Source organism: Microvirga subterranea, assembly GCF_003350535.1.
Lineage (GTDB): Bacteria > Pseudomonadota > Alphaproteobacteria > Rhizobiales > Beijerinckiaceae > Microvirga > Microvirga subterranea.
On record NZ_QQBB01000009.1, the window covers coordinates 15,880 to 39,733 of the forward strand.

24 protein-coding genes are annotated in these 23,854 nt (G+C 64.3%); 14 read left to right on the top strand and 10 right to left on the bottom strand.

The features are described from left to right. Positions 1–18: 18 nt before the first annotated feature. The 5 genes from DES45_RS19900 to DES45_RS19920 all read right to left on the bottom strand — a co-directional run bounded on the left by DES45_RS19900 (position 19) and on the right by DES45_RS19920 (position 6,277). Positions 19–1,065: a putative FMN-dependent luciferase-like monooxygenase gene (locus DES45_RS19900; RefSeq protein ID WP_114771845.1), complete on the bottom strand. Its 1,047-nt coding sequence runs from the start codon at positions 1,063–1,065 to the stop codon at positions 19–21. Further along, the gene (locus tag DES45_RS19905) at positions 1,062–2,759 is read right to left on the bottom strand and encodes a dipeptide ABC transporter ATP-binding protein (RefSeq protein WP_114771847.1); all 1,698 of its coding nucleotides are present in this window, start codon (positions 2,757–2,759) and stop codon (positions 1,062–1,064) included. Before DES45_RS19905 ends, DES45_RS19900 begins: the two co-directional genes overlap by 4 nt. Beyond that, positions 2,756–3,685: an ABC transporter permease gene (locus DES45_RS19910; protein ID WP_114771849.1), complete on the bottom strand. Its 930-nt coding sequence runs from the start codon at positions 3,683–3,685 to the stop codon at positions 2,756–2,758. The genes DES45_RS19905 and DES45_RS19910 overlap by 4 nt, the downstream gene beginning before the upstream one ends. Next, complete coding sequence (locus tag DES45_RS19915) at positions 3,682–4,626, bottom strand: ABC transporter permease (RefSeq protein WP_114771851.1); 945 nt, start codon at positions 4,624–4,626, stop codon at positions 3,682–3,684. The genes DES45_RS19910 and DES45_RS19915 overlap by 4 nt, the downstream gene beginning before the upstream one ends. 79 nt (positions 4,627–4,705) lie before the next feature. Beyond that, complete coding sequence (locus DES45_RS19920; protein WP_114772042.1) at positions 4,706–6,277, bottom strand: TIGR04028 family ABC transporter substrate-binding protein; 1,572 nt, start codon at positions 6,275–6,277, stop codon at positions 4,706–4,708. Between the two features lie 539 nt (positions 6,278–6,816). Between DES45_RS19920 and DES45_RS19925 the strand changes: the two genes are divergently transcribed. Then, positions 6,817–7,284, top strand: a complete 468-nt coding sequence (locus DES45_RS19925) for an Lrp/AsnC family transcriptional regulator (RefSeq protein WP_114771853.1) — start codon at positions 6,817–6,819, stop codon at positions 7,282–7,284. Between the two features lie 9 nt (positions 7,285–7,293). Here the strand turns inward: DES45_RS19925 and DES45_RS19930 are convergent, their stop codons facing one another. Beyond that, the gene (locus DES45_RS19930) at positions 7,294–7,869 is read right to left on the bottom strand and encodes an NAD(P)H-dependent oxidoreductase (RefSeq protein WP_114771855.1); all 576 of its coding nucleotides are present in this window, start codon (positions 7,867–7,869) and stop codon (positions 7,294–7,296) included. A 218-nt stretch (positions 7,870–8,087) separates the two neighbouring features. Between DES45_RS19930 and DES45_RS19935 the strand changes: the two genes are divergently transcribed. The 3 genes from DES45_RS19935 to DES45_RS19945 are packed head-to-tail and all read left to right on the top strand — an operon-like array spanning position 8,088 to position 10,650. Continuing rightward, positions 8,088–9,065, top strand: a complete 978-nt coding sequence (locus DES45_RS19935) for an ABC transporter substrate-binding protein (protein WP_114771857.1) — start codon at positions 8,088–8,090, stop codon at positions 9,063–9,065. Further along, positions 9,065–9,880, top strand: coding sequence for an ABC transporter ATP-binding protein (locus DES45_RS19940; protein ID WP_114771859.1), 816 nt, complete (start codon positions 9,065–9,067; stop codon positions 9,878–9,880). The genes DES45_RS19935 and DES45_RS19940 overlap by 1 nt, the downstream gene beginning before the upstream one ends. Beyond that, complete coding sequence (locus tag DES45_RS19945; protein ID WP_114771861.1) at positions 9,877–10,650, top strand: ABC transporter permease; 774 nt, start codon at positions 9,877–9,879, stop codon at positions 10,648–10,650. The genes DES45_RS19940 and DES45_RS19945 overlap by 4 nt, the downstream gene beginning before the upstream one ends. Here DES45_RS19945 and DES45_RS19950 read toward each other — a convergent pair. Next, positions 10,647–11,129: a hypothetical protein gene (locus DES45_RS19950; RefSeq protein WP_114771863.1), complete on the bottom strand. Its 483-nt coding sequence runs from the start codon at positions 11,127–11,129 to the stop codon at positions 10,647–10,649. The two genes, DES45_RS19945 and DES45_RS19950, sit on opposite strands and share 4 nt — an antisense overlap. A gap of 186 nt (positions 11,130–11,315) precedes the next feature. Here DES45_RS19950 and DES45_RS19955 point away from each other — a divergent pair, with 186 nt between their 5' ends. Next, positions 11,316–12,101, top strand: a complete 786-nt coding sequence (locus DES45_RS19955) for a DUF2189 domain-containing protein (protein ID WP_114771865.1) — start codon at positions 11,316–11,318, stop codon at positions 12,099–12,101. Positions 12,102–12,196: 95 nt separating this feature from the next. Here DES45_RS19955 and aqpZ read toward each other — a convergent pair whose 3' ends face one another. After that, positions 12,197–12,931 carry an aquaporin Z gene (aqpZ, locus tag DES45_RS19960; protein ID WP_114771867.1) on the bottom strand — a complete coding sequence of 245 codons (735 nt, stop codon included), beginning with the start codon at positions 12,929–12,931 and terminating at the stop codon, positions 12,197–12,199. A 471-nt stretch (positions 12,932–13,402) separates the two neighbouring features. On the opposite strand from aqpZ, the gene DES45_RS19965 reads away from it, so the two are divergent. After that, a complete protein-coding gene (locus tag DES45_RS19965) occupies positions 13,403–13,708 on the top strand; it encodes a hypothetical protein (protein WP_114771868.1) in 306 nt (101 codons plus the stop codon). A gap of 115 nt (positions 13,709–13,823) precedes the next feature. Here the strand turns inward: DES45_RS19965 and DES45_RS19970 are convergent, their stop codons facing one another. Next, on the bottom strand, positions 13,824–14,237 hold the full coding sequence (locus DES45_RS19970) for a hypothetical protein (protein ID WP_114771870.1): 414 nt from the start codon (positions 14,235–14,237) through the stop codon (positions 13,824–13,826). 424 nt (positions 14,238–14,661) lie between these two features. Between DES45_RS19970 and DES45_RS19975 the strand changes: the two genes are divergently transcribed. The 8 genes from DES45_RS19975 to DES45_RS20010 all read left to right on the top strand — a co-directional run bounded on the left by DES45_RS19975 (position 14,662) and on the right by DES45_RS20010 (position 22,969). After that, positions 14,662–15,615 (top strand): hypothetical protein, encoded by a 954-nt coding sequence (locus DES45_RS19975; RefSeq protein WP_147282456.1) that lies wholly within the window; start codon positions 14,662–14,664, stop codon positions 15,613–15,615. Between the two features lie 252 nt (positions 15,616–15,867). Continuing rightward, a complete protein-coding gene (locus tag DES45_RS19980) occupies positions 15,868–17,391 on the top strand; it encodes an ABC transporter substrate-binding protein (RefSeq protein WP_114771874.1) in 1,524 nt (507 codons plus the stop codon). Positions 17,392–17,461: 70 nt separating this feature from the next. After that, positions 17,462–18,403, top strand: coding sequence for an ABC transporter permease (locus tag DES45_RS19985; RefSeq protein WP_170151572.1), 942 nt, complete (start codon positions 17,462–17,464; stop codon positions 18,401–18,403). After that, positions 18,403–19,266, top strand: coding sequence for an ABC transporter permease (locus DES45_RS19990; RefSeq protein ID WP_114771876.1), 864 nt, complete (start codon positions 18,403–18,405; stop codon positions 19,264–19,266). The genes DES45_RS19985 and DES45_RS19990 overlap by 1 nt, the downstream gene beginning before the upstream one ends. 4 nt (positions 19,267–19,270) lie before the next feature. After that, positions 19,271–20,494 (top strand): amidohydrolase/deacetylase family metallohydrolase, encoded by a 1,224-nt coding sequence (locus DES45_RS19995; RefSeq protein WP_114771878.1) that lies wholly within the window; start codon positions 19,271–19,273, stop codon positions 20,492–20,494. After that, positions 20,491–21,504: an ABC transporter ATP-binding protein gene (locus tag DES45_RS20000; RefSeq protein WP_114772046.1), complete on the top strand. Its 1,014-nt coding sequence runs from the start codon at positions 20,491–20,493 to the stop codon at positions 21,502–21,504. The genes DES45_RS19995 and DES45_RS20000 overlap by 4 nt, the downstream gene beginning before the upstream one ends. Next, a complete protein-coding gene (locus tag DES45_RS20005; RefSeq protein ID WP_114771880.1) occupies positions 21,501–22,484 on the top strand; it encodes an ABC transporter ATP-binding protein in 984 nt (327 codons plus the stop codon). The genes DES45_RS20000 and DES45_RS20005 overlap by 4 nt, the downstream gene beginning before the upstream one ends. Continuing rightward, on the top strand, positions 22,481–22,969 hold the full coding sequence (locus DES45_RS20010) for a RidA family protein (protein WP_114771882.1): 489 nt from the start codon (positions 22,481–22,483) through the stop codon (positions 22,967–22,969). Before DES45_RS20005 ends, DES45_RS20010 begins: the two co-directional genes overlap by 4 nt. A gap of 19 nt (positions 22,970–22,988) precedes the next feature. Here the strand turns inward: DES45_RS20010 and DES45_RS20015 are convergent, their stop codons facing one another. Then, on the bottom strand, positions 22,989–23,795 hold the full coding sequence (locus DES45_RS20015; protein WP_114771884.1) for an IclR family transcriptional regulator: 807 nt from the start codon (positions 23,793–23,795) through the stop codon (positions 22,989–22,991). Positions 23,796–23,854: the final 59 nt, after the last annotated feature.

Below are 23,854 nucleotides of genomic sequence, written 5' to 3' on the forward strand. Positions count from 1 at the left end.
GGTCGAAACGCGTGGCGCTCACCGCACGAGGGCGATGCGCTTCTCCGCACGCGGATCCGGTCTGCGCAAGCCGAGCGCGGGCGCCACCTCGGTGGCGAGCAGCTCGATCGACCGCAGGATGTAGGAATGCGGCGGGTCGACCGAATGGACCTGGAAGACGAGATCGGTCGCCCTTTCGAGGCTCGTGTCCGCCTGAAGGGATCTAATCACGTCGTCCGGCGTGCCCACATGGGTGTCCAGCGCCGCGATGATCTCCGGCAGGCTATTGCCTGGAACGATATGGCCTTTGGCGATGAAGCCCTCAATGACCCTCCTCAGGCCCTTCTCGGCAAGCTGCAGCGCCTCGTCCCGGCTGTCGGCGACGAAAACGGAGCGCGACGCGACGATCCTCGCCTCCCGCCCCTCAGGGAGGGCATCGAGATAGGCATCGATGATGGGATGTTGGATCTCCGCGAGCGTCGCCCGCGGGTTCTCCTTCGGGCGTGGTTGAGTGCGCGACAGCATGAGGCCATCGCCGGCCTTGCCGGCCCGGATGCCGCCCCAGGTCGAGAAGGTCGCCTGCCAAACCCGGTCGTTCAGATGCGGCGCTGTCGGGTAGAGGGTGTCGCCACCCTCCAGCGCCCGACCGGCCCAGGCATCCCGGACGACAGCAAGGTGTCGATCGAAGATCTCCGACCGGTTGGCGCTGTCGAAGCCGAAGGCGGTGAAGGATGAGGGCGTCCCGCCCGTCCCGACCCCGACCTCGAGACGTCCGCCCGACAGGAGGTCAAGAACCGCGGCGTCCTCCGCCACACGGACGGGATTTTCCAGCGGTAGCGTGATGATGCCCGTGCCGAGGCGGATCCGGGAGGTGCGCGCCGCCACCTGCGCCAGGAAGACGAGGGGCGCCGGAAGCCCGCCCTCCGCCTCATGGAAATGGTGCTGCGCCACCCAAGCCGAGTCGAAGCCGTACGCCTCGGCATGAACGATCTGTTCGCTGGCGAGCCGGTAGCGCTCACTGGCGCTGGCCTCGTCCAGAAGGCGGGTGAAGAAGCCGAGCCGCTTCGGTTGAGAGGATGTGGTCATTGGGCTGCTCCGATGAAGTGTGTTGATGCGCATGCATGGGCGAGGCTCCGCTGCCCCGGAATGGCGCCGATGAGTTCGCGGGTGTAGGGGCTGCCGGGATGCAGGAACACGTCCTCGACGCTGCCGCTGTCCACCTGCCGGCCGCTGTGCAGGACGGACACGGTGTCCGAGATCTGCCGGACCACCGCGAGGTCGTGGGAGATGAACAGGTAGGTGAGCCCGAGCTCCTGCTGGAGCTCATCAAGGAGCTCGAGGATCCGCGCCTGCACGGTCACGTCGAGGGCCGAGACCGCTTCGTCCAGCACCAGGACCTGCGGGCCGAGCACGAGGGCGCGCGCTATGGCGACCCGCTGCCGCTGCCCACCGGAGAGCGCTCTCGGCCTCCGGCCGATGACGGATTGCGGCAGGCCGACGCGCTCCAGGATCGCATGAACCTTCCGCACCCTCTCCTCCTTCGGCATCGGGTCGAAGTTCAGGAGCGGCTCCTCGACGATCTGGAAGATCGTCTGAAGCGGATCCAGTGATGCGAAGGGGTTCTGGTAGACGAGCTGGATCTTCCGGCGGAACTGACGCAGGCCGTCGCCGCGAAGGCTGGTCACGTCGATGCCATCGACGAGGATGCGTCCCGAGGTTGGCCTCTGGAAACCGACGACGCTGCGCGCGGTCGTCGTTTTGCCGGAGCCCGACTCGCCGACGATCGCATGTGTCGTGCCACGTGGGACATTGAACGAAACCCCATCCACCGCACGAAACGTACCCCGGCCGCCGTCGAGGCGAAAATCCTGAACCAAGTTTTCGACCACGATCGCATGCTCGCCCGTACCGGGCCTGGGGCCGGCGGCCCGTCTCACATGCCGGGCCTTAGCCAAGGAGGGGGCATCGGCCAGGAGCTTGCGCGTGTACTCGCTTCGGGGGGACGCCAGAACCTCCGCCGTCGGCCCCTGCTCCTGAACACGTCCCCCCTTCAGGACGACGAGGTGGTTTGCGCGGTCCGCCGCCACGCCGAGGTCGTGCGTGACGAGCAGAACGGCGGTGCCGTATTCCTTGCGCAGTCCATCGATGAGATCGAGGATGCGCTTTTGCACCGTGACGTCGAGGGCGCTGGTGGGCTCGTCGGCGATGATCAGCGATGGCCGCAGCGCGACCGCGATGGCGATGAGCACGCGCTGTCGCATGCCCCCCGAAAGCTCGTGCGGATATTGGCGGGCGCGCAGCTCCGGCTCGGAGAGGCCGACGCGGGCCAGGAGATCGATGACCTGTGCCTCGATCTGCCGCCTGGAACCCTGCCGGTGGATCTCGAGCACTTCGGCGACCTGCGCGCCGATGGTCTTCACGGGATTGAGGGAGCCGGTCGGATCCTGCGGGATCAGGCTGATCTTGCTACCGCGGATGGAGTCGAGCCGCTTCTGGGACCATCTGCCGATATCGGTCCCGTTGAGCCGGATGGCGCCGGAATCCACACGGCCGTTTTCTGCCAGGAGGCCGATCACCGCCTGTGCCGTCGTGGTCTTGCCGGAGCCGGATTCCCCAACCAGGGCCACCACTTCGCCGGGGCGGAGCTGGAGCGAGACGTTGTGCACGACGCGCTGGAACTCGTCGCCGCTTCGGTAGGAAACGGCGAGGTCGCGGATCTCGAGGACCGGCACGGCGCCGGTCCCGATACCCTTCAGGCTTGCGCCGACAACGGTGCTCATGTCCTGACCTTCCCAAAGGATTGGCTGATACGGTTCGCCGACAGGACCACGAGGATCACGACCACGCCGGGAACCGCGGTGAGCCACCAGGCCCGGGCGATGTAGTTGCGGCCCTCGGCGATCAGGAGCCCCCATTCCGGCGTCGGGGGAGGAGCGCCGTAGCCCAGGAACCCCAGCGTCGAAATGGCGAGGATGGCCGATCCGAACTGCAACGCCGCAAGGGCGATCACGGAGGTCAGCGAGTTCGGCAGAATATGGCGCAGGAGCACCCGGAAGAATGTGCCGCCGCTGCCGAAGGCCGCCTCGACGTAGTCGCTCGCACGCACCCTGACCACCTCGGAGCGGGCCAGGCGCGCAAAGCTGGCAATCGACGTCACGCCGACCGCGATAGCGGCATTGACGGTTCCGAAGCCGAGAAGGATCACGATGCTGAGGGACAGAAGGAGCTGCGGGATCGAGAGCAGCACGTCGACGCCCCGCATGATGGCTCCGTCCACCCTGCCCCGCGCGGATCCCGCGACGAGACCGAGCGCCGTCCCGACAACGAGGCCGACACCGACCGCCACGAAGGCACCCGAGAGAGAGTTACCGGCTCCGTAGATGATGCGCGCCAGGAGATCGCGGCCGAGAGCATCGGTGCCGAGCCAGTGCTCCGCACTCGGGGCGCGAAGCTGCTGCCGTGCGGTTCCGACCGTCCCGCTATGGCTCGTGAACCATCCCGGAAGGAGCGCCCACAGGACGACCACGGCCATGACGAACCAGGACAACGCCAGCCCGATCGGAATCTTCCAGAGAATTGCGAGCCGGCGTCCGGCGGACGATGCGGCCTTGTTCGTATGATGTGCATTGGTCGCCGTAGAGGAGCGCTCGAACAGTAATGCGTCGTTCGGTAGAAGGCTCCGCCCTGTCGTGTTGAGGCTGGTCATGCGAATGCCCCTTCCCTGCTTTTGAGACGTGGATCGAAGACGGGGTAGAGCAGGTCCACCACGAGGTTGATGGTGACGAAGGCCAGGGCGGAGAAGACCACGAGCGCCTGCAGCACCGCGATGTCCTGGTGCCCGACCGCGCGCTGCGTGAGACCGCCGATGCCGTTCAGTCCGAACACCGCTTCCGTGACCACAGCGCCCGCGAGCAGCTCACCGAACAGGATGCCGCCGATCGTGAGCGTCGGAAGCACGGCGTTCTTGGCGACGTGCCGCCACAGCACCCAGGTCCGAGACGCACCTTTGGCCCTCGCGACAGCGATGTACGGCTCCGTCATCACGCGATCGATGTTGCGCATCAGCACCTGGGCAAGCGGCGCCGAAATTGGGACTGCAAGCGTCAGAACCGGCAGGACGAGCGCTTCCCAAGGACCAGGGTTGATGACCGGGATCAGCTTGAGCTGGAACGAGAAGATCTGGATCAGAACGATTCCGAGCCAGAACACCGGCGTGGCGACGAAAAGGGACGGAAGCGACTGTACGAAGGAACGCAGCCAGGAGAGCGGGAGCAGCGACGAGGCCACCGAGAGCCCGAGGGCGATCACCAGCGCCAGCAAAAAGCCCAGGGTCGCCAGCCAGAGAGTCGGCGGAAGGTTCGCGAGAAGCAGATCTCCCACGGGAACACCCGCCTGAATGGAATACCCGAAGTCGCCCGTCAGGAAGTTCCCGACCGTGTGGAGATACTGGGTCCATATCGGCACGTCGGCGCCATAGGACGCGCGGATCTCGGCGATCTGCTCCGGTCCGAGCCCCAGTTCCGGGTTCAGGAACTTGATGAGGATGGCATCCCCGGGAAGCGCCTGCAGAAGAACGAAGGAGACCGTGAACGCAGCCCAGAGAACGAGCGCCGCTTGTCCGATCCGGCTCAGCACATAGCGAGACATGAAATTTCACCTGGAGGCCGAAGGTTCGTGGAAGTTGCGGGCCGCCGGCGCCGACCGACAGCCCATCGGCTCGGTTCGCTCAGCGGCGGGGCGCCAGCCAGGTTCCGTAGAAGCTCGGACGCCCGACAGCCTCGAACGATAGGCCCTTCACGTATGGAGCGGCGGCAAAGGCCTGCGGCTCTTCGAAGATCGGAATGGCGTAGGCCTGATCGATCACGTAGTTCTGCACGTCACCCGCAACGGCGAGCCGCTTGGCCCGGTCCGGCTCGGACGCGAGGTTGTCCAGCAGCCCATTCAGCTTCTCGTCGACGAAAGCGTTGACCTTGTCGCTGTTGCCGCCCTTCTGAAGCAGGACGTTCCGGTTCGTCGGATAGTACTGGCTCTTGATCACGTCGGGATCCGCACGCCCGACCATGGCCGGCGAGACGGGCGCCTTGGCGGGATCGAGGTTGTTCACCGTCGCGCTGCCAGAGTCGGCCGTCAGCACGTTCAGCTTCACGCCGACCTTGCCCCATTGCTGCGAGACGAGTTGGAGCGTCTCCTTGTTCTGGGGCTGCGGGAGTGACTCATAAGCCGTAAGTTCGAGCGTCTTGCCGTCCTTCTGACGCAAGCCGTTCGGGCCGACCTTCCAACCCGTCTCGTCCAGGAGGGACTTCGCCTTGTCGACATCGTAGCCGAGCCTGGACGACAGATCGACATAGCCGAGAGCGGTCTTCGCGATGATCGAGGTCGCCTTGGGATAGTTCGCGGAAAACAGCGTCGAAACGATCTCGTCGGTGTTGGTGGCGTGCAGCAGCGCGCGCCGGACGCGGACGTCGGACACGAGCGGATTGTCCGGACGGAAGACGACGCTGTTGTTCACGCCGCGGGTGGGAGGCGCATAGATCAGATAGCCTTCATCCTCCACCTGCTTCTCGTCATAGGCCTGGATCTGACGGATGACGTCCGCCTGCCCCGCCAGGAGCGCGCCGATGCGTACGCTGTCCTCGGGCGTGATGATGTACTTGATGGAGTCGAGATAGGCAGGCCCCTGATGAGCGAGCTTCGCCGGTCCCCAATTGTAGTCCTTCCGGGCGGTGAGCGTGAGCTCGCGCCCAAGCGTTTGGCTCGCGACGACGAACGGGCCCGAGCCGATGATCTTCGTGGCGTCACCGAGAGCCTCGTAAGGCAGCGCCAGGGTCGATAGCGAGACGAGCCCCGAACCGATCACGGACGTTCCCTGAAGGAAACCCGGCGACGGCTTCTTGAAGTAGAACTTGACCGTGTGGGAATCCACGACCTCGCTGCGGTCGTAATTGTTGATCACTTCCGAGATCGGGAGCTTCAACTCCTTGTTGCCGCGTCCGAACGTGTCGTAGTTCTTGGCCACGGCTGCCGCGTCGAGCTGCGTTCCGTCCGAGAACGTCACGCCCTTGCGGATTCTGAACGTGTACTCCGTCGCGTCTGCATTGACGGTCCAGGCTTCCGCGATCCAAGGCTCGATCTCGAGGGTCTGCGGATTCTGATAGGTCAGCTTGTCGGTGATCTGATTGAGAATGCCGCCGTTCGGATAGAAGCCACCCGCCGGCGGATAGAGGTTCGTGTGGGGCTGCTGCTCGAGGTAAACCAGCGAGCCTCCCTTGACCGGCGTGTCGCCGACTCCGGCAGCCATCGCCGTACTCGCCCAGCCGACCGAGGCGGCCAGGAGGGAAATCCCTGCCAACGCGGCGAAAGTGGTTCTGCGGGTGATATGGATGGTGCGAGACACGTTCGTTTCCCCTGCGTGCGCGGCTCCGGGAGCCGGGATGATGAGGAAATTGTCTCGGGATCGACCACGATTGGCAATTGGAACGTTCTTTTTTTAGTACGCTAGGCTTGAGCATTTTGTTCTCGCAGCAATCTTCTCGGCAGCAAGATCCTTCTTTTTGACCTATTCTGAATGCCGAAGGCGGGAAAGCCGTGTTCGAAGATGCAGGGTCGAGCAGATTATTGTTCGATATATAGAACAAGGCCGATGCCCTACCGTCGCCGGTATAGAGCGTCCGGCACACATAGGAGAGAATATCTGCCGGAACGAATCCTCATTGACGCTGCCCTTCCGCTCTTTAGAATAAAATTCTCCCCTATCGGGACTGAAGCGTTCACATAGAATAAAAATCTATAACTCTGCCCACAGTCACAAAGAAATTCTATCGAAGATCGGAACCGGAGATGGATGCCACTGACATCAAGATCCTGACGCTTCTGCAGGACGACGCGAGCATCTCGATTGCGGAACTCGCCCAAAGAGTGAACCTCTCTCAGACTCCATGCTGGAAGAGGGTGCAGCGCCTCGAGGCGTCAGGCGTCATTCAGAAGCGGGTGGCGCTGCTCGACCCTGAAAGGATCGGGCTGGGACTCACGGTCTTCGTGTCGATCGAGACCTCGGACCATTCGGGACAGTGGCTCCAGCGCTTCGCCGACTTCGTGTCCGCGATGCCGGAGGTGATGGAATTCTACCGGATGGCGGGCGACGTGGACTACATGCTGCGTGTCGTCGTGCCGGACATGGCTGCCTATGATGCCTTCTACAAGCGGCTGATTGCAGAGATCCCGCTCAAGAATGTGACGTCGCGCTTCGCCATGCAGCGCGTGAAGTCGACGACAGCCTATGCCCTGTCGGCGCCGCCAGTGCGATGAGGCTGCGCCTCAGGCGGCAGCGAGCCTGCGCGCTGCAACGCGATTTGTAACGGCATCGGCGCTTTCGCGCACGAGGACCGAGAGCCGCTCCTGAAGGGCTGGATCGACGATCCGGCCATCGGGATACGATTTCTCCGACACGAAGATTCCGGTCGGAAGGGTATGGGCATTGAAGAACCCGAAGAGCGGCCGGAGCTGGTGATCGATCACGAGCGCATGCCGGTCGGAGCCGCCCAGCGCGAGCAGCGACACGGGCACACCCGCAAGGGACTTGTAGTCGACGAGATCGATGAAGTGCTTGAAGAGCCCGGTGTAGGATCCCTTGTAAACGGGTGACGCAACGAGAAGGAAATCGGCTTCCTCTACGGCTCGCAACGCCTCCTCCAGCACTGGAGGCGCCTCCCCGCGGTTGCGTGACATGAGGTGTGGGACGAGTTCGGCAATATCGATCACGCGCCCGGCGGCGCCGATCTCATGGGTGATGCGCTCCAGCACGTGGGTGGCGAGATTGCGGGTACGGGAGCCGGGCGTCGGACTTCCGACGAGGGCGATGATCTTGGGGATGGTGTTCTGAAGGTTCGGCATGCCTCAAGCGTCCAGTCACTTCCCCGCCAAATCAATAGAATTGTCTTCCAAATCCATAGCTCGCGCGAGAAGGCGCATCTCCATGGACTTTCCGGTGGAGGAAATCTTTCTTCGAACCATGGGAGAGTGATCTTCAGGCGGGCTTCCTCGAATTCGCACCGCCATTGACGTTCTCTGGAGAGTCCCTAGCCTAGGCCGATCTCAGAGGAGTCAGACCGATGACGCTTCGTTTGCGGCTTCTTCTGCTGCTGGTGCTCTCTTTCCTAACAGCGCAAGGTCCTGCAATGGCGCAGGGAGCCAACCTCACTTTGAGAGTCGGCCATTTTCCGAACATCACTCACGTCCAGGCGCTGGTCGCCCGTGCATTCGAGAGGCAGGGCCGGAACTGGTTCGCCGAGCGGCTCGGCCCCGGGGTGAAGATCGAGTGGTATGCCTACAATGCGGGCCCCAGCGCAATGGAGGCGATCTTCGCCAACTCGCTCGACCTGACCTATGTGGGTCCGAACCCGGCCCTCAACGCCTATGCACGGTCCCGTGGCGACGAGGTTCGCGTGATCGCCGGTGCCGTGAATGGCGGCTCGGCCCTTGTGATCCAACCAGATTCAAATCTCGCCAAGCCGGCGGATTTCCGCGGCAAGCGGATCGCTACGCCGCAGTTCGGAAATACGCAGGACGTAGCCGCGCGCGCGTGGCTCATCGCGGGCGGATTGCGGATCACCCAGACGGGCGGCGACGCGCAGGTTCTGCCCACCAGCAATCCGGACCAGCTTTCTCTGTTCCGGAGCAAGCAGCTCGACGCCGTCTGGACCGTGGAGCCCTGGGTCTCCAGGCTCGAATCCGAGGCCGGCGCCAAGGTCCTCGTGGAAGAGAAGGACGCCATCACCACGGTGCTCGTGTCGAGCGCCGGATTTCTCGCGAAGAACCGCGACCTTGCCCGACGCTTCGTAGCCGCCCACCGCGAGCTGACGGAATGGATCGTCAAGAATCCTGAGGAGGCGCAGCGCCTGGCCCGTGACGAGCTCCAGGCGACCTTCCGCGTCGACATGGCTCCTGAGCTGGTCGCCCGCGCCTGGACGCGGATGGGCATCACGCCGGACGTGACGCTCGCCGCCTTCCAGTCCTTCATGACGGCGGCACAACAGGTCGGGTTCCTGCGCGGAGCTCCGGACCTGTCGCGCCTGATCGAGGCGCCCTGATGAGCACTGGGCCGGAGGTCGCGGCCGGCGCCCCTGCGAAGCTCGTCATCGAGAACGTCACGAAGTGGTTCAGCTCGACACGGGCGGTCGTTCAGGCGCTGGACAACGTGTCTCTCAGCGTTGCGGAAGGCGAGTTCGTGTGTCTGGTCGGGCCAAGCGGCTGCGGGAAGTCGACGCTTCTCGACATCATCGCCGGCCTGACCAAGCCCGACAGCGGACGGGTTCTGGCCGACGGGACGGTCGTTCAGGGCCCCGGACGCCAGCGCCTGGTAATGTTCCAGGAATCGGCCCTGTTCCCGTGGCTCGACGCGTTCGGCAACGTCATGTTCGGGCTGAAGCTGCGGCCGGACCTCACCAACCGCGAGCGGAAGAAGATTGCCGAGTATTATCTCGACCTCGTCGGCCTCGGAAAATTCAAGCACGCCCACGTCCATGAACTTTCGGGCGGCATGAAGCAGCGTGTCGCGCTCGCACGGGCATTGGCTCCAGATCCACAGGTTCTCCTCATGGACGAGCCGTTCGGCGCTCTCGACGCCATGACGCGCGATCAGCTCTACGACGACATCCAGCGCATCTGGATGGAGAGCCGCAAGACCATCATCTTCGTCACGCACAACGTCCGCGAGGCCGCATGCCTCGGGGACCGGGTCGTGCTGATGTCGCCCTCCCCTGGCCGCATCGCGGAGATCTTCGAGATCCCGCTGCCGCGCCCGCGCGACATCAACAGCCCTGAACTGGCGGGCTATGCCTCGCAAATTGCGGCGGCGCTCAAAGGGATTTCCAACGGTCCTGACATGGAGGTCGCATCCGAATGAGACGCCTTGCTGTCGCGCTCCTGTTCTTCGCGGGCCTGATCCTGCTGTGGGACCTCGCAGTGCGCAGTGGCCGCTGGTCGGCCGTGTTGCTCCCGTCGCCAGCTTACGTCGCAGAGTACATCTGGGCGGCCCTCCTCGACGGTACTCTGCTGGAGTCGACATGGGTGACGCTCAAGCGCCTTCTCGTCGGCTATGCGGCCGGCGTTCTCATCGGCCTGCCGCTCGGGCTTCTGACGAGCACGTCGCAGCTTCTCGAGGATACGGTCGGCGCCCTGGCGCTCGGGCTCCAGACGCTCCCCAGCGTCTGCTGGGTGCCGCTCGCGCTGGTCTGGTTCGGCCAGACCGAAGGCGCCATGCTGTTCGTGGTCATCATGGGAACGGTCTGGTCGGTGATCATCGCGACGGATCACGGCGCCCGCAACATCCCGCCGATCTATGCCCGCGCCGCCCGCACCATGGGCTCCGAGGGCTTTCATCAATGGACTCGCGTGATCCTGCCCGCCTCCCTGCCCTTCCTGGTCAGCGGGATGAAGCAGGGTTGGGCCTTCGCGTGGCGGTCGCTGATGGCTGCGGAGATCTACGTGACGATCCTCACCGGCTTCGGCCTCGGCCACCTGCTCCACTATGGGCGCGAGCTGAACGCCATGGACCAGGTCATCGGCATCATGATCGTCATCGTCGTGATCGGTCTCCTGGCCGATCGCCTCCTGTTCGCGCCATGGGAGCGCTTCCTGCACGTCCGCTGGGGAACGAACGTCAAGTCATCCTAGTCCCCGGGCAGCGGGGCGCTGCCCCCGACCTCACATTGCTGCTCCCGGGAGGTCACCTCGTCCGAAATGGTCCAATAGACGACCCTCTCGGCCTCGTCGATTTCCAAGACCATGTCGAACACGCCCGTCTCGGCGTAGACCCCGAAGAATCCATAGCTGCGGGTGCCCCACGATGGGGTGCTCAGACGTAGAATCTCACCCGTCAGCACACGGCACAGAGAAAGGGAGGTCCGCAGCATCTCGGGCGTGTATCGGGCCTGAAGAGCGGGTGCGAGGAGCTGATGCAGCGCAACTGCATCCCGGCCGTTATAGGCCCGTGTGAGCGCCTCGGAGACGTTGATCACGGAGAAGGGCGTCAACGGCTCGGCCCGCGCTGCCCACGCCGGCACCATCGCGATGATGGTTGCCACGGCGAGGCCGAGGCGCGTGCCCGCGCCTCCCGGCGCGTGACGTCCCCTGCATTCGTTTCGCCGCGTCATGCCAACCGTTCCAACCAACCGTCTCCTCCAAGGACTCACCGAGAGTTCACCCGCCGGACAGCCAGGGCCCTCTGGGGCGCTCGGCTGCCCGGGCCCATTCGACGAAACAGCAATACACGACAAGATCGATTTGGCGTACCGTGGTCGTTGTGCAGCTTCCAAAAGCGCCCCTAAGGGAGGGATCCGATGAACCAGGAGAGCCCAACCACCACGCCAGCCCGAGCGCACGAGCCGGTTATTCGCCACATCGGTCTGAGCGATATCGCCGATGCCTTGGCGGCAGGAGTGAGCGACTTCAGAGCCTATCCGGCCTATGGATTGTTCTTCGGGACATTCTATGCCCTGGGAGGCCTCGTCATCCTGGGATCCACACTCTCGTGGGACCTTCTTTACCTCGTCTACCCGCTTGCGGCCGGCTTTACGCTGCTCGGCCCCTTCGTGGCGGTCGGCCTTTACGAGGTCAGCAGGCTTCGCGAGAGGGGGCAGGTTCCGACCTGGAAGGCCGTCATTGGCGCCATGTACTCGCAAAGCGGCAAGGAAATCTCCTGGATGGCCTTTGCCGTGCTCTTCATCTTCATCGTCTGGATGTATCAGGTGCGCTTGCTGATCGCGCTCTTCTTCGGGCTCCACGGCCTCCCGCTCGAAGGCTTCCCGGGCATCCTCTTCACAACCCCCGAGGGTCTCGCTTTCCTTGTGGTCGGGCATCTGGTGGGCGCCGCGCTCGCCCTCGTCACCTTCGCGGTGACCGTCGTCTCGTTCCCGCTTCTGCTCGACCGCGAAGCCGACTTCGTCACCGCGATGATCACGAGCGTCCGCTCCGTCGTGACCAACCCGCTGCCGATGCTGGGCTGGGCTCTCTGCATCCTGCTGGTGCTCTTCGTCGCATCGCTGCCGCTGTTTCTCGGGTTGGTCGTGGCCCTGCCGGTGCTCGGCCACACGACCTGGCATCTGTACCGCAGGCTTGTCGCTTAGAGCGTCGGAGGCATAGAGCAGAGCCGGCGGGGCTTGACCCACCGGCTCTTTCATCTCTCACGCTGCCTCGTCGGCACGATCGGCTTGACGACGCCTCACTCGGCGGGAGCCGCGGGGGCGATCCCCGTCACCTGAGCGGACGGCTCCTCGCTGAGCCAGCGGTAGAGAATCCCGCCCAGCACGCCGCCGATGATCGGAGCCACCCAGAACAGCCAAAGCTGCGCGAGCGCCCAGCCGCCCACGAATAGCGCCGGACCGGTGCTGCGGGCCGGATTGACGGAGGTGTTCGTCACCGGGATGCCGACGAGGTGGATCAGGGTCAGGCCGAGCCCGATGGCGATCGGCGCAAAGCCTACCGGCGCCTTGCCATGAGTAGATCCCATGATGATGAACAGGAACATCATGGTCAGCACCACCTCGGCCACAAGGCCCGAGAAGAGGCTGTATTGCCCCGGCGAATGGGCTCCGTAGCCGTTTGCCGCGAAGCCCTTGGCGAGATCGAAGCCGGGTGCGCCGCTGGCGATGGCGTAGAGCACCGCCGACGCAATGACCGCTCCCACCACCTGGGATACGATGTACGGCCCGACGTCGCGGGCCGGGAAACGTCCGCCGGCCGCGAGGCCGACCGTGACGGCCGGATTGAGATGGCATCCGGAAATATGGCCGATCGCGTAGGCCATGGTCAGGACCGTCAGACCGAAGGCCAGCGCAACGCCGAGGAGGCCGATGCCGACTTGCGGGAATGCTGCCGCGATGACGGCGCTGCCGCAGCCAGCGAACGTCAGCCAGAAGGTGCCGATAGCCTCGGCCAGGCATTTGCGAAGATCCATGTGCGCCACCCTGGGATTTGTCCGAAACTTCAAGTCCAGGAGCGATGTCGGCGAACGCCGATCGAAACAGGCCCATCGCGAGCCTAGGCGGAACTCGACTTATTGTTGGTCATCCAAACCAATTCGGGCTGGAACTCTCTGACAAACATCAAAACCTGATCGCACGCACGATTTTTGGCTCGGTCACATCAAGTCTAACAGGGTGGGAATGCAGGACGACCTCGGGAGGTTACCAGCTCGTGTCCCTGCGAAGATGACAATTGCCAAGCCTGTGAACACTATTGAGTGATCGGGGATCCTCGCGCACCGACGACCTTCGACTGACATTTCTCAAAGCGGACCGCGTCTGGAATCAATAAGGATCCGAGGATGCGTTCCGTGTCCGGCTTCCTGCGCCTCGTTGAGCGAGACGCGTGATCTGTTCGCCCTGGCGCCTCAGCCTTGGCCAAATCACTTGCCCCGGAGCATACGATGACCGAATCCGCGCAATCACATGTGACCATCACGCTGCCGGCGGTCGGGGCCCAAATGGACGCCGCGCAGGAGGATGAGCTCGCCGCAAGGGATTATTTCCTGCTTGGAACGCTCGCGGAGCAAACCCACAACCGGGATCTGCTTCTGCGAAGGTATCGACCGGCAGAAATCGAACGGCTCGTTCAGTGCGGGTATCTGGGGTGCAGCACGCATCCGTCCAATCAACGGCCGAAAGGCGCCGAGCTCTTCATTACCGATAAGGGACGGGAGGCTTGGCAGGCGTATCGCTTCCGAGGTCCCTGAGCTCGTCGGACAGACGAACTGGACCTCCGCGCTAGTCTCTAGTCATTTCGTGCGCGGCACAGGCTGGCCAGCCTGTGCCGCCCGATGTCCACATGCTGTGACATCCTTGCGCCGCTTACCGCGCGCACTCGACCGGAACCCTGCTGTTGCCCTCCACGAGGACCGTGCGGCATGGGACCCCGTTGATGATCCTGATCTCGTTCGGGGCCGCATAGGGGAACAAGGATCCAGGCGCTCCGGAGATCGCCCGCCCGCTCGGCTCTTCGACGCGAATGCTGCCTGTCGCGCTCGGCTCGAAGGTGCCCGTCGCAACGGGACCTGCGCATTCGACCGGAACACGGGTGTTGGTGCCTTCGACGAGGACGGTGCGGCACGGGACGCCGTTGATGATCTGCACTTCGTTGGGGGCTGCGTACGGAAAGACCGAGTTGGGCGTGCCCTGGATCCGGTTGGGCTGCTGCGCCTGAACGGCTCCGACGCCGCAGACCGCAATGAGGCCGGCGCTCACGAAGATCGAGATGCTCCGCATGGAAGACTCCCTTCCGCAGATAACGAGAATTGGCCCGTACGTGGGGCGCTGCGGGGCCACCCGTGATGCACGAGCATCATGAGCCTCGAACACAGGTTCGGCCGCTGGGGCTCGAACGAATGCACGGACGCCGCCAAGCCCTGCGCATTCTCCCCATCCAAAATGAGGAATGCGCAGACGCGCGTCGCCGGAGGGATCATCATTTGCCGACATCTTAAGTTTCCGATTTCCCCTGTGCTTGACCAAAGAAGACAATTGACTGACAGATCAGGACACATGAGCAGATGACGTGGCATCCACCTCCTAGATCCGGTCTTGCGTACGATTGATACCTCGAAGGTATGATGGCTCGCATGACCTTCGTCCTGCAGCGTCCTCTTTGCTTTGGACTTGACGCTCTCCGCCACTTCGGATGCTATGCTCCGTGAACCGTCGTAAGATCGGCAGGATTACGGGGGCTGCGATGCATCTGTGGCTGAACCGGCTGTGTCTTGGAGCTTTCAGCGCGACGGTCCTGTCGATTGCCTGCACAAGTCCTACGCCGGCGGCGGATCTCGCCCTCGGTCCTGTCCCTGCAACAGTGGCTCCGCTGACGGTTCCCCCGGAATGGACGTTCAGTGTCACGCCCTATGGCTGGTTCGTCGGGCTTACCGGCAGCCAGACTGTGCGTGGTCGTACGCTGAACGTGAATGCCAGCTTCATCGATATCGTCGACGATACGATCGGACGGGGCGGCACGTTGATCGGCTTGATGGCCGACTTCGAAGCCCGCAAAGGTCCCTTCTCGCTTTTCGGCGATTTGGTCTGGACGAAGGTCGGCGTCGAGGGCAGCCATGTCCGAACGCGTTCCGTGGCTCCCGGCGTCACCGGGGCGGTCAGCCGGTCGCTCAGCCTCGACATCGAGATGACCATTCTCGAGGTCGGTGCAGCCTACGAGGTGGTTCGTTCGGGCCCACTCGCCTTCGATGTTCTCGGAGGAGCCCGTTACTGGCACCAGGAGGCAGAGCTCTCTTTCGAGCGCACCGCGACACTCGACGTGACCGATCTCGAACTTGCCGGCACGCGCGCGATTGCAGTGTCTCCCTCCGTGAATTGGCTCGATCCGCTCATCGGCGCACGGGTGCGCTATGCGGTGGCTCCGGGGCACGAGCTGTTCCTTCGCGGCGATGTCGGCGGATTCGGCGTGGGCAGCCGTCTCTCGTGGCAAGCCGCCGGCGGCTACGGTTTCGATTTCGGGACCTATCACGGCGTCACCTTCTCGGGCGTGATCGGCTATCGCGCACTCTATGTGGACTATGCGCGGGGCGAGGGACGGCGGCGCTACGAGTTCGACATGCTTCAGCATGGGCCGATCCTCGGCATCAGCGCCCGGTTTTAGTGGTCCTACAACCAGCGCCGATCCGAACTGCGAGCAGGATGCGGCAGCCCCTCGCGTGTCAGGCTTCATGCCGGATCGAACCGTCTGCACGGAGCATCCTCTCCCGGACGCCCACCCGACGAGCGGGTTGTCCTGATAAACCGCGAGCCCTGCGGACGCTCCTCCTCAGAGTCTATTGACCTTACGTAAACCCTCGCTCACTATGACATAACTAGAGGAACTATTACATAATTATAGAGCAGGAGGGTAGCGATGAGGATGAGAGAGGCTTTGCTGTCCGGCGTGGTGGCTCTGGTAGCCGGACCCGCCTTGGCGCAATCGGGAGGCGGCGTCATCAATGTCGCGACGATCGGGGAGCCGCCGACGCTCGATCCGATGGTCTCGACTGCCGATCTGGTCGGCATCGTCACGCAGCATTTTTTCGAGACTCTCTTCACCTTCGACAAGGATTGGAAGGTCACGCCCCTCCTCGCCGCGAGCATGCCGGAGATCACCGACGGCGGCAAAGTCTACACGATCAAGCTCCGTCAGGGCGTCACCTTCCATGACGGGTCGGACATGACGTCGGAAGACGTGGTCGCCTCGCTCAAGCGTTGGATGGAGCAGGCCTCCCGCGGCAAGCAGGTCGCCGGCAACGTCGACAAGGTGGAGGCCGTCGATCCGACCACTGTGCGCATCACGCTGAAGACGCCTTATGCGCCGCTGCTAGCACTGCTGGCCTTCAACAATTCGGCCGCCGTGATCATGCCGTCCGAGAAGATGGACGTGCCGATGAAGGAGCCGGTCGGAACGGGCCCGTACAAGCTCAAGGAGCGAAAGCCCGATCAGTACATCCAGCTCGTCCGCAACGATGCTTACAAGCCGCTCGACGGAGAAGGCAACGGCTATGGCGGGGCCCGCAAGCCGATCCTCGACGAGATCCGCTTCGTTCCGGTTCCCGACCCGAACACCCGCGTCGAAGGCGCGATTTCCGGACAGTTCGACTACGTCGACTCTCTCCCGGTCGAGTCCTATGATCGGATCAAGAACCTCGAGACATCCAAGCCCGTCATCCTGAAGCCGTTCGGCTGGCCCGTCTTCGTGATGAACACGAAGCAGGGCGTCATGGCGAACGTGGATGCACGCATGGCCGTGCGGATGGCCCTCAGCATGGAGGACATGCTGGCCGCCGCATTCGGCAACCCGGAATTCTACGCCCTCGACGGCGCCATGTATCCGAAGGGCTATGTGTGGCACACCGAAGCTGGCGTGGAAGGCAGGTACAACGTCGCCGATCCCGACAAGGCCAAGGCGCTTCTGAAGAAGGCGAACTACGACAACGGGCCTCTTCGCATCCTCACCAGCCGTCAGTACGAGTTCCACTACAAGATGGCGCAGGTCGCCGCCGAGTATCTGAAGCAGGCCGGGTTCAAGGTGGATCTGCAGGTGGTCGATTGGGCCACCCTGACGCAGCGCCGCGGCGATCCGGCCCTGTGGGACATCTACATCACCCACAGCCCGTTCCTGCCGGAGCCTGCGCTGATCGGTCAGCTCTCGGAGAGCTCGCCCGGCTGGTGGTCGACGCCCGCACGCAAGAAAGCCGTCGACGCTTTCAACACGGAGAGCGATCTGAGCAAGCGCCCGGCCCTGTGGGCGGAAGTCCAGAAGGTGATCTACGACGAAACCCCCAGCATCAAGATCGGTGACTTCAACGCCCTCTCGGCGCAGTCGCCGAAGCTGGAAGGCGTCGTGCCCGCTCCGTGGCCGTATTTCTGGAACGTCTCGATCAAAAAGTAACTGATACGCGGGGAGCGCGTGTGACGCGCTCCCCGCCCCTTTTTCCGTCCTGGACCGAAGATCGACCCGTATGAGCCGCTACGTCCTTCAACGTCTTCTTGGAATGCTGGCCGTGATGTTCGTGGTCGTCACGATCGTGTTCATCATCGTGCGCATCGCCCCGGGCGACCCGGCCGCCGTGATGCTCGGACCTGATGCGACACCGCAGGATGTTGCCGCCCTGCGCACCCGGCTCGGTCTCGACCAGCCGCTGGTCGTCCAATACGCGATCTTCTTCGGGCAGTTGCTCAGGGGGGATCTCGGAGAATCCATCTTCCTCAACCGCCCCGTTCTGTCGGCTCTGGCCGATCGGGCGGAGCCGACCTTCTTCCTGACGCTCTTCTCCATTCTCATCGCGGGCATGATCGCCATCCCCGTCGGCATCCTGTCGGCCTACTGGCGCGGTTCGCTCTTCGACCAAGTCTCGACGACGCTCGCGATGCTGGCTGCATCCGTCCCGAGCTTCTGGCTCGGCCTGCTCCTGATCCAGTTCTTCGCCGTACGGCTCGGCATCTTCCCCGTGTCCGGGTATGGCGGTCCCGGCGCCGGTCTCGGCACGAGGCTGATGCATCTCGTCCTGCCCGCCCTGTCGCTCGGCGTCGTCTCCTCCGCGCTGATCCTGCGCTTCACGCGCGCCAGCATGCTCGACGTCCTGAATGACGATTACGTGCGCACGGCGCGTTCGAAAGGCATGGGTGAGATGCGCGTGGTGATGAAGCACGCCTTCAAGAACGCGCTGATCCCGGTTCTGACCGTGATCGGCCTGACGGCCGCTCTCCTCATCTCCGGCGCGGTGGTGACCGAAACGGTCTTCGGCCTTCCGGGCGTGGGCAGTCTCGTCGTATCGGCGGTGCTGCGGCGCGATTATCCGGTGATCCAGGGAGCGCTCCTCATCGTGGCCGCGCTCTACGTGCTCATCAACTTCCTGATCGACATGCTCTACCTCCTGGTCGATCCCCGGGTGCGCTACTGATGGCCGCCGTCAGTTCCCCCGCCATCATCGAGGCGAGCTTCGTCTCGCGCCTAGTGACCCGCAAGACGGTGATGATCGGTCTTCTGATCATCGCGGTCATTGCCGTCCTTGCGATCCTCGCACCCTGGATCGCGCCTTATTCGCCAAGCCGACTGTCGGTCGTGAACCGGCTCAAGCCGCCGAGCGGGATCTACTGGTTCGGCACGGACGAGTTCGGCCGGGACGTGTTCAGCCGCACGATCTATGCAGGTCGCCTGTCCCTACTGGTGGGCGCCTCCGTCGTTGCCTTCGCGGCCGTGTTCGGCGTGACGCTCGGCCTCGTGGCCGGCTTCTTCCGCCGCCTCGATACCCCGATCGCACGCATCATCGACGCCATGATGGCCTTTCCGGATATCCTGCTGGCGATCGCACTAGTGGCCGCCCTTGGCCCGTCGCTGGTCACCGTCATCGTGGCGCTGGGTATCGTGTACACCCCGCGCCTCGCCCGCATCGTACGCGCTTCCACCCTGGTGATCCGCGAGCTTCCTTATGTGGAGGCCGCTCGCGCCCTCGGGGTTCCGACTTGGCGGATCATGTCGCGCCACGTGCTTCGCAATCTTGTGTCGCCGATCCTTGTCCAGGGCACCTTCATCTTCGCTTATGCCATGCTCGCGGAGGCCGGCCTGTCGTTTCTCGGGCTCGGCGTCAGCCCCGAGATTCCGACCTGGGGCACCATGATCGCGGCCGGGCGGCAATATATCGGACAGGCCGACTGGATGACCTGGTTCCCGGGCGTGGCGATCATCCTGTCCGTACTTTCCCTTCAAATGGTCGGGGACGGTTTCCGGGACCTTCTCGATCCGCGCCTCAGAAAGGATCTCTGATCTCATGATGTCCCCGACACAAGCAGGCCCTCTGCTGATCTCCGGCGTGAAGCCCGTCGGTTTCGGCAAAGGCGTTTCCCAGGAGGCGACGGATGTCCTGATCGGTGCCGACGGCGCCATCGCCACCATCGGCAGCGCGCTTCAGGGGCCGGACGGCACCCGGCGGATTGACGCGAGCGGGGCCTTCATCTCGCCCGGCTGGGTGGACCTCCATGCCCATGTCTGGCACGGCGGCACCGATATTTCGATCAAGCCCCATCTCTGCGGCATCGAGCGCGGCGTAACCACGATCGTTGATGCGGGATCGGCAGGCGAAGCCAACTTCCACGGCTTTCGCGAATACATCATTGAGCCTGCTCGCGAGCGCATCAAGGCCTTTCTCAATATCGGGTCGATCGGCCTCGTCGCCTGCAACCGCGTGAGCGAGTTGATCGACATGCGGTCCATCGACATCGACCGAACCATCGCTTGCGTCGAGGCCAACCGCGACATCATCATCGGGATCAAGGTCCGGGCGAGCGGCGTGATCGTCGGCGCCTGGGGCATCACGCCCGTCAAGATCGCCAAGAAGGTCGCCAAGGTCCTGAAGCTCCCGCTCATGGTGCATGTGGGCGAGCCGCCCCCGGTCTTCGACGAGGTGCTCGAAGTGCTGGGGCCGGGCGACGTGGTCACCCACTGCTTCAACGGCAAGGCCGCCGCGAACATCATGGAGGACGAGGATCTCTTCCTCCTCGCGGAGCGCTGCGCCAGGGACGGGATCCGGCTCGACGTGGGACACGGCGGCGCGTCGTTCTCGTTCAAGGTGGCGGAACTCGCGGTTCAACGCGGCCTCCTGCCGTTCTCGATCTCGACCGACCTGCATGCCCGCTCCCTCGACAATCCGGTCTGGGACATGGGCACCACCATGTCGAAGCTCCTGTCCGTCGGCATGCCGTTCGAGGCCGTGATCGACGCCTCGACCCGGGCGCCGATGGAGGTCGTGGGCCTGCCCACGGAGAACCTGCTATCGCCCGGGACGCGGGCCGAGTTCACGGTGTTCGACGTCAAGGACAGCGACATCAGGATCGTCGACTCCATGGGCGACAGTGCTCACCTGTCCCGCCTGATCGAGCCCCGCTGGACCATTCTCGGCCAGGAGGCCGTGAAGGCCAGCCGCTACGAGCCCCACCGTACGTCGGCGCTCGAGAGCTCCGCCTGTCCCCACTGCGGATGGATCAGCGCACGATGACGGATCTGCCCGCCGACACCGTGCTCCGGGTTCGCGACCTGCAGACCCATTTCGAGCTCGGCAGCCGCATCGCCAAATCGGTCGACGGCGTAAGCTTCGATGTGAAGCGGGGCGAGACGGTCGCGGTGGTCGGCGAATCCGGCTCGGGCAAGTCGGTGACGAGCCTGTCGATCATGCGGCTTCTCTCGTCTCCCGGCCGGATCGTCGGCGGCGAGATCCTCTATCGCACGAGCCGAGGCGAGGTCGTCGATATCGCGGCCCTTCCCGAACGCACCATGCGCTCGATCCGCGGCCGGGAGATCGCCATGATCTTCCAGGAGCCGATGACGAGTCTCAATCCGCTTTACACCGTCGGCGACCAGATCGAGGAGATGATCCGGCTGCACGAGCCCGTCTCGACCGCCGAGGCGCGCAAGCGCGCGAAGCGGATGCTGGAACTCGTGGAGATTCCGGCGGCCGACCGCCGGCTCGACGAATACCCGCATCAGATGTCCGGCGGGATGCGCCAGCGGGTGATGATCGCCCTCGCCCTGTCATGCAACCCCAACCTGCTGATCGCGGACGAACCGACGACGGCGCTCGACGTGACGATCCAGGCGCAGATCCTCGATCTCCTGCGCCGGCTCCAGCGCGAGATCGGCATGAGCATCCTCTTCGTCACGCACAATCTGGGCGTGGTCGCCGAGATCGCGCACGACGTGGTGGTGATGTATACCGGCCGCGTGGTCGAGAAGAGCCCGGTCGAGAGCCTCTTCGCACACCAGAAGCATCCCTACACGCAAGGGCTTCTGGCCTGTATTCCTAACGCGTCCCGGGACCGCGGCGCCGCCGGCGAGCGGCTGCGCCTCAATCCCATCCCGGGCAACGTTCCGAGCGTGACCGCGTTGCCGCCGGGGTGCAGCTTCGCGCCGCGCTGCCCCTACCGCATCGAGAAATGCGAAGAGGCTCCCCCGCTGATGGAGGCCGCCCCCAACCACCTCAGTCGCTGCTGGAGGCACGAGATCCTATGACGCAGGACGTCCTTCTGAGCGTACAGGGACTGACCAAGCAGTTCCCGACCCGCAACGGCGTCGTTCGGGCCGTCGACGGCGTCAGCTTTGACGTGAAGCGCGGAACCATCGTAGGCCTTGTGGGCGAGTCCGGTTCGGGCAAGACCACCGCCGGCCGCTGCACGCTTCGGCTCATCGAGCCGAACGAAGGCCGCATCGTCTTCGACGGCGTGGACCTGCGGGAGCTGTCGGAGCGGGAAATGCGGGCCTACCGCAGCCGGCTTCAGATCATCTTTCAGGATCCCTATTCCAGCCTCAACCCGCGCCTGCGGGTGGACCAGATCATCGGTGAGGCGCTGGAGATCCACCGTCCCGTCCGAGGCGCTGCGAAGCGCGACCGGATCGCGGAGTTGCTGGAGCGCGTCGGCCTCAACCCCGATGCCGCGCGCCGCTATCCGCACGAATTCTCCGGCGGCCAGCGGCAGCGCATCGGCATCGCCCGGGCCTTGGCCGTGGAGCCGGATTTCATCGTGGCGGACGAGCCGGTCTCGGCGCTCGACGTCTCGGTGCAGGCTCAGGTGCTCAACCTGATCCAGGACCTGCAGGAGAGCTTCGGCCTGACGATGCTGTTCATCGCCCATGACCTGTCGGTGGTGGAGTATCTCTGCGACGAGGTCGTCGTCATGTATCTCGGCCGGGTGATGGAGCGCGGGCCCAGCCGCGAGATCTACGCCATGCCGCGCCATCCCTACACGCAGGCGCTCCTCTCCGCCGCCCCGTTGCCGGACCCGAAGGCGAGCCGGCAACGCGTCGTCCTCAAGGGTGACATCCCGAGCCCGATGAATCCGCCCTCGGGCTGCGTGTTCCGGACCCGCTGCCGCTACGCCGTCGCGGCCTGCGCCGAAGTCGTTCCTCCCCTGGAGCATATTGGATCCGACCATCACGTCGCCTGCATCCGTCAGAGCGACCCCGAAGTAATTTCCCAAGGACTGACATTGTGACCGACGTGAGATTCAAGACGGGCGCCGGCCCTTACGACCGATTGAAGGAACTGGGGATCGCCCTGCCCCCGCCTCCGAGCCCGATCGCGAATTTCGTGACCTATGTTCAGGAGGGCAACCTCCTGTTCCTGTCCGGGCAGGGCCCGATGGAAGCGGATGGACATCTGCACACCGGGAAGGTCGGTCTCGACGTGGACCCCCAGCAGGCCTACGAGCACGCGAAGCTGACCGGCATCAATCTCCTGGCGGTCATGCAGGAGGCTCTCGGCGACCTCTGCAGGGTGAAGCGTGTGGTGAAGCTCCTCGGCATGGTCAATGCGACACCGGATTTCGCCGAGCATCCCAAGGTGATCAACGGCTGCTCGGACCTGATGATGACCGTCTTCGGCGAAGCGGGCCGCCATGCCCGCTCCGCGGTCGGCTTCGGGTCATTGCCGAACAACATCACGGTCGAGATCGAGGCCATCGTGGCGGTCGATGGCTGAGGTCCCGGTCATGCGGCGATCAGCGCCAGCCGAGGGTCGTCTCGATCCGCTCGGCCGCCTTGCGGACTGCGTTGGTGTAGCGGTCGCGATCCTGCACGACCCGATGCTCCGGCAGCACGATGGAGATCGTCGCGATGCACTCGCCCGACGGCTCGCAGATCGGCGACGCGATGCAGGCGACGGAGAAATCCGACTCATTGATCTGGATCGACAGACGCTCCCGCAGGGCCGATGCCGAAGCCTCCGAGAGCGCCTCCGGGTCCGTGTTGGCGCGGCCCGTCGGCGACACCTTCGACGCATGCCGGAACACCTCAAGGCGCTCGTCGTCGGGCAGGTGGCCGAGGAGCAGTCGCCCCGACGCCGTCCAGTTCAACGGCACGCGGGAACCCACCTTCGACGTCACACGGAAATGGCCGGGGCCGTCCGCCATGGCCATCACGACCATGTGGTCGCCGTCGCGCCCGCAGATCTGAATCGTCTCCTCCACCTCCCGACAGAGGTCCTGCATCTCGTGCGTCGCGACGTCGAGGAAATCGAGCGACTGGGCGTAGGCGAGGCCGTAGTGATAGAGCCGCGGGCCGAGCCAGACCGTGCCGTCGTTGCGCCGCTGCAGCAGCCGCTTCTCCACGAGATCATCGATGATCACGTAGACCGTGGACAGGGGAGCGCCGACCGCCTTGGCAACCGCATAGGCGCCGGCCGGCTTCATCTCGGCCTGCAGGAAATCCAGGATCTGGAGCGCCCGGTCGATTCCGCTGACGCGCACGCCCCGGCTTCGCTTTTCGGGCGCAGGGGCGCCCGCAGCGCCGGAAAGCTTGGTGTCCATGCGATCTTCTCCCGGATCTCTTCAACGAGCGTGGTTCACCGCAACGCGGCACCATCCAT

What these genes read in the sequence shown, in the direction of transcription:
- DES45_RS19900 (WP_114771845.1), bottom strand. Translation starts at nt 1,065, where the DNA reads ATGACCACATCCTCTCAACCGAAGCGGCTCGGCTTCTTCACCCGCCTT.
- DES45_RS19905 (WP_114771847.1), bottom strand. Translation starts at nt 2,759, where the DNA reads ATGAGCACCGTTGTCGGCGCAAGCCTGAAGGGTATCGGGACCGGCGCC.
- DES45_RS19910 (WP_114771849.1), bottom strand. Translation starts at nt 3,685, where the DNA reads ATGACCAGCCTCAACACGACAGGGCGGAGCCTTCTACCGAACGACGCA.
- DES45_RS19915 (WP_114771851.1), bottom strand. Translation starts at nt 4,626, where the DNA reads ATGTCTCGCTATGTGCTGAGCCGGATCGGACAAGCGGCGCTCGTTCTC.
- DES45_RS19920 (WP_114772042.1), bottom strand. Translation starts at nt 6,277, where the DNA reads ATGGCTGCCGGAGTCGGCGACACGCCGGTCAAGGGAGGCTCGCTGGTT.
- DES45_RS19925 (WP_114771853.1), top strand. Translation starts at nt 6,817, where the DNA reads ATGGATGCCACTGACATCAAGATCCTGACGCTTCTGCAGGACGACGCG.
- DES45_RS19930 (WP_114771855.1), bottom strand. Translation starts at nt 7,869, where the DNA reads ATGCCGAACCTTCAGAACACCATCCCCAAGATCATCGCCCTCGTCGGA.
- DES45_RS19935 (WP_114771857.1), top strand. Translation starts at nt 8,088, where the DNA reads ATGACGCTTCGTTTGCGGCTTCTTCTGCTGCTGGTGCTCTCTTTCCTA.
- DES45_RS19940 (WP_114771859.1), top strand. Translation starts at nt 9,065, where the DNA reads ATGAGCACTGGGCCGGAGGTCGCGGCCGGCGCCCCTGCGAAGCTCGTC.
- DES45_RS19945 (WP_114771861.1), top strand. Translation starts at nt 9,877, where the DNA reads ATGAGACGCCTTGCTGTCGCGCTCCTGTTCTTCGCGGGCCTGATCCTG.
- DES45_RS19950 (WP_114771863.1), bottom strand. Translation starts at nt 11,129, where the DNA reads ATGACGCGGCGAAACGAATGCAGGGGACGTCACGCGCCGGGAGGCGCG.
- DES45_RS19955 (WP_114771865.1), top strand. Translation starts at nt 11,316, where the DNA reads ATGAACCAGGAGAGCCCAACCACCACGCCAGCCCGAGCGCACGAGCCG.
- aqpZ (WP_114771867.1), bottom strand. Translation starts at nt 12,931, where the DNA reads ATGGATCTTCGCAAATGCCTGGCCGAGGCTATCGGCACCTTCTGGCTG.
- DES45_RS19965 (WP_114771868.1), top strand. Translation starts at nt 13,403, where the DNA reads ATGACCGAATCCGCGCAATCACATGTGACCATCACGCTGCCGGCGGTC.
- DES45_RS19970 (WP_114771870.1), bottom strand. Translation starts at nt 14,237, where the DNA reads ATGCGGAGCATCTCGATCTTCGTGAGCGCCGGCCTCATTGCGGTCTGC.
- DES45_RS19980 (WP_114771874.1), top strand. Translation starts at nt 15,868, where the DNA reads ATGAGGATGAGAGAGGCTTTGCTGTCCGGCGTGGTGGCTCTGGTAGCC.
- DES45_RS19985 (WP_170151572.1), top strand. Translation starts at nt 17,462, where the DNA reads ATGAGCCGCTACGTCCTTCAACGTCTTCTTGGAATGCTGGCCGTGATG.
- DES45_RS19990 (WP_114771876.1), top strand. Translation starts at nt 18,403, where the DNA reads ATGGCCGCCGTCAGTTCCCCCGCCATCATCGAGGCGAGCTTCGTCTCG.
- DES45_RS19995 (WP_114771878.1), top strand. Translation starts at nt 19,271, where the DNA reads ATGATGTCCCCGACACAAGCAGGCCCTCTGCTGATCTCCGGCGTGAAG.
- DES45_RS20000 (WP_114772046.1), top strand. Translation starts at nt 20,491, where the DNA reads ATGACGGATCTGCCCGCCGACACCGTGCTCCGGGTTCGCGACCTGCAG.
- DES45_RS20005 (WP_114771880.1), top strand. Translation starts at nt 21,501, where the DNA reads ATGACGCAGGACGTCCTTCTGAGCGTACAGGGACTGACCAAGCAGTTC.
- DES45_RS20015 (WP_114771884.1), bottom strand. Translation starts at nt 23,795, where the DNA reads ATGGACACCAAGCTTTCCGGCGCTGCGGGCGCCCCTGCGCCCGAAAAG.